The sequence below is a fragment of the Pseudomonas agarici genome (assembly GCF_900109755.1).
GTDB classification, from domain to species: Bacteria; Pseudomonadota; Gammaproteobacteria; order Pseudomonadales; family Pseudomonadaceae; genus Aquipseudomonas; species Aquipseudomonas agarici.
The window spans coordinates 1-2,718 of the sequence record NZ_FOAR01000059.1; the positions used below are offsets into that span (position 1 = coordinate 1).

The window sequence follows — 2,718 nt, forward strand, 5'->3', positions numbered from 1 at the left end:
GACGGTTTGAATGCTGGCCGCTTCCGGCGATTCGTACATCACAACCTTTTCTTCAGGCATGACTTCGTCCTTCCGCTATAGCGGCTGACTTTGAAAAAATGGGAAGGGGTTACAAAGAGGGGTTCAGGCGGGCTACTTCGTCGAGGCAGGCGTTCCAGCCGATCGGGCTGTAGTAAGCGTGTCCGCCTATTCCAACTACTTCACGGCGCTCAGGCAGCACCACCGATACCGGCGCGGGCTGCTGGGATTTAGCCTCATGAATCCCCGCGTTGTACCGCTGAATGCAAGCCGCATAGCCTTTCTCGTCTCCGGTTATGCCGAACTGGAAACCAGCCATGATGCCGTTGCGATATGAGCGGTCAAGCTGGATAAGATCGGACACCGGCTCGCCCTGGGACACAGCTAAAGGCGCGGGCTGCTCGGCGTAGAGCGGCTGAACCTCGCCACCCTGTCCGTTACCCTGAAACGTGCGCGCATTGTGTTCGCTGCTCGACAAATACCAAGGACCGACAGCATGGGACTTGTAACGCCACGCCACCGGCTCGCCCTGGGCCTGGGCCTGGGCGGCTGGCTCAACTTGCGATTTTGCGCAAACTGAAGATTCAGGCGCATCAAGCAGGGCGCGCAGCTCGTCCACAGCGTTCCTGCATTCGTCATAGTTCGATGCAGAGGTGAAACCAAGCATGTGATTTGCTTCGGTTGCAACTCGATTCAGCAGCTCACGCGGCACGCTGATCATTTTGTTATTGCTCATTGCTTCACCTTGTCCGGGATTTGCGATTCAAGGACGTGCAGCACATTACATGTCGGCGCGTGCAGCTTCTGCACTTCGTCCGCCGCGAACCTGTAGCGTGTGTAGTTCGCCTTGTCGGCAGGATCGTCACTATCGGCATATTGAATGGCGTACATTTTTGCCATATCCCTCAAGCGTTTAGACTCGTCACAAATGTGCTTTTGCAGATTATCGGCAGCTTCCGTCTTCATAAATCACCTCACAAATTAGTTGTGCCAGCAGTGTCAATAAGGAATGTTCCACCAGTACTGCCAGTTTTTAATTGCGGCGCTTATCGTAGAGCCGTGCCCTGTCGCGTTCGTGTTGGGGTGCGTGCAAACGAATTCCTGGCCGTTCCACTTAACGCAAAGTTTATTCTTGCTAGCGCGGCGCATCATTTTGGTAATGTTCATCGAAATTTAACTTCCGCACTGTTTCGGCCCGCTAGCCAGGTGTTGAAAAGAAACGTTGAGTGCTCATATTTGAAGACTTCCGGAAATTTTTTAAATGACGGATGGATATCGTCATCATGACGCGTTGACGTTGGCTCAAGGCCTGACATATCTCGCCGAAAAAGATCCATAAGTTCTATCTGGTCATCTGTCATTGAAGCTCTCCGTCAACTGACCACCCGAAGTTTCATACGTCGAAGAAAGCTTGCTCGGCAGCATCGGCGATCTGTTCTCGCGTGCAGTCGTCGTCTAACTCAAATTCGACTGTTTCTGAACCGGTCGGCCATTCGACATGTACTTCAATTTTCATCGCCTCCAACCTCCGCTGGCTTGAGTGTTTTAGAAAGTCCAGCGCGGCGCGCTAGAATGATTTTTAAACCGGCTTGATGAGCTTCACTCTCCCACGCGTGCGGAGCTGCGCGCCGGGTGAGGACGCCAACAGCCGCGTCAAGCACTTGCCACAAAACGTCCTCGCCCATGGGCTCCTTGATCGCCGATTCAATGGCTAAATCTCGTGTCAGAACATTCACTCGCTCATCCGCCGCGCTCAAGAGCCGCTGAAGGGCGATGACTTCATTCTGCAAACGTGCGCGAACAGCATTTGCATGTTCAACGCTACTAAGTAGTGCTTGCTCGCGTCGTTCTGCTGCGATACATCGCTCGGTAGCATCAAGAAAAAGACGGCTCGCATTGTCGAAGTCAGCGGCATAGACGTATTCGCCAGCCGCGCCTTTGAATCTGTATCTATTAACTTCGCTCATCATTCAATCTCCGATGGCTTGAGAAATGCTGCGATATCGCGTTCAAGTTCCGCATAGCCTTGACCTTCAATAACGGCCCGCGCTCTAAGCACTATGTCTGTAGCAGCGTTGATACGCTCATCTGCTAAGTTCAAGAGCTGTTGCAATGCTTTTCGCTCTGCGGCAACACGGTCATAGTCGGAAGCCAGAACATATACATTCATCGCCGGATAAAGCCTGAGCAATTCCTGGGTCGGCTCAACCATGTTTCCAATTCTTGCGTACCTATTAACTTCACTCATACAGCCTCCCTCGTTACAAGGTCATGGGCATTCACGACCCGCATCCCTAGGTGTTCGGCGATCATCACTTCGAGGCGTGCGCCCTGTGATAAATCCCATCCGGGCAGCAGGGCGATCACGCCGCACAGCCCCAGGCGCGTCAGGTCGTAGGCCAGGTAGTCGGCCCAGACCGCCCCCTCGACAATCCCGTGGTCTGCCGGGTTTTCGACTTCGTAACCCTTGGCGCGCAGCTGGGCGGCCACGGCATGGAAGGCGGGGTAGTTGAAGTCCTCGATGCCAGTCATTGGCCCGGCGATATAGACACGGTTTGCGCGTGCGGCGGCGAGCGTTACGCCTGGCGCCTTGGCGAGCTCGGCACCGCGATCCAGGCCCATCGCGTAGGCGGCGTCCTGAAACACCATCAACTCATCAGAGAAGCGCTCGATCTTGCCGACGTACTGCTGGTGCAGCCG

The 2,718-nt window shown here is 54.5% G+C and carries 6 protein-coding genes; all 6 read right to left on the reverse strand.

The window, feature by feature from the left end:
- Nucleotides 1-109: 109 nt before the first annotated feature.
- A complete protein-coding gene (locus BMX68_RS24850; protein WP_017131110.1) occupies nucleotides 110-754 on the reverse strand; it encodes a hypothetical protein in 645 nt (214 codons plus the stop codon).
- Entirely contained in the window at nucleotides 751-984 is a 234-nt protein-coding gene (locus BMX68_RS24855) for a hypothetical protein (RefSeq protein WP_017131111.1), read from the reverse strand. The genes BMX68_RS24850 and BMX68_RS24855 overlap by 4 nt, the downstream gene beginning before the upstream one ends.
- Before the next feature lie 427 nt (nucleotides 985-1,411).
- Entirely contained in the window at nucleotides 1,412-1,534 is a 123-nt protein-coding gene (locus BMX68_RS26560) for a hypothetical protein (RefSeq protein ID WP_017131113.1), read from the reverse strand.
- The gene (locus BMX68_RS24860; RefSeq protein ID WP_017131114.1) at nucleotides 1,524-1,988 is read right to left on the reverse strand and encodes a hypothetical protein; all 465 of its coding nucleotides are present in this window, start codon (nucleotides 1,986-1,988) and stop codon (nucleotides 1,524-1,526) included. The genes BMX68_RS26560 and BMX68_RS24860 overlap by 11 nt, the downstream gene beginning before the upstream one ends.
- Nucleotides 1,985-2,266 carry a hypothetical protein gene (locus BMX68_RS24865; protein WP_017131115.1) on the reverse strand — a complete coding sequence of 94 codons (282 nt, stop codon included), beginning with the start codon at nucleotides 2,264-2,266 and terminating at the stop codon, nucleotides 1,985-1,987. The genes BMX68_RS24860 and BMX68_RS24865 overlap by 4 nt, the downstream gene beginning before the upstream one ends.
- The coding region (locus BMX68_RS26565; RefSeq protein ID WP_256218837.1) for a DUF4406 domain-containing protein at nucleotides 2,263-2,718 on the reverse strand (456 nt) is incomplete at its 5' end. The genes BMX68_RS24865 and BMX68_RS26565, both read right to left, overlap by 4 nt.

Excerpts from the sequence above, each read along its gene's own strand:
- BMX68_RS24865 (WP_017131115.1), bottom strand. The coding sequence starts at position 2,266 with ATGAGTGAAGTTAATAGGTACGCAAGAATTGGAAACATGGTTGAGCCG.
- BMX68_RS24855 (WP_017131111.1), bottom strand. The coding sequence starts at position 984 with ATGAAGACGGAAGCTGCCGATAATCTGCAAAAGCACATTTGTGACGAG.
- BMX68_RS26560 (WP_017131113.1), bottom strand. The coding sequence starts at position 1,534 with ATGAAAATTGAAGTACATGTCGAATGGCCGACCGGTTCAGAAACAGTC.
- BMX68_RS24860 (WP_017131114.1), bottom strand. The coding sequence starts at position 1,988 with ATGATGAGCGAAGTTAATAGATACAGATTCAAAGGCGCGGCTGGCGAA.
- BMX68_RS24850 (WP_017131110.1), bottom strand. The coding sequence starts at position 754 with ATGAGCAATAACAAAATGATCAGCGTGCCGCGTGAGCTGCTGAATCGA.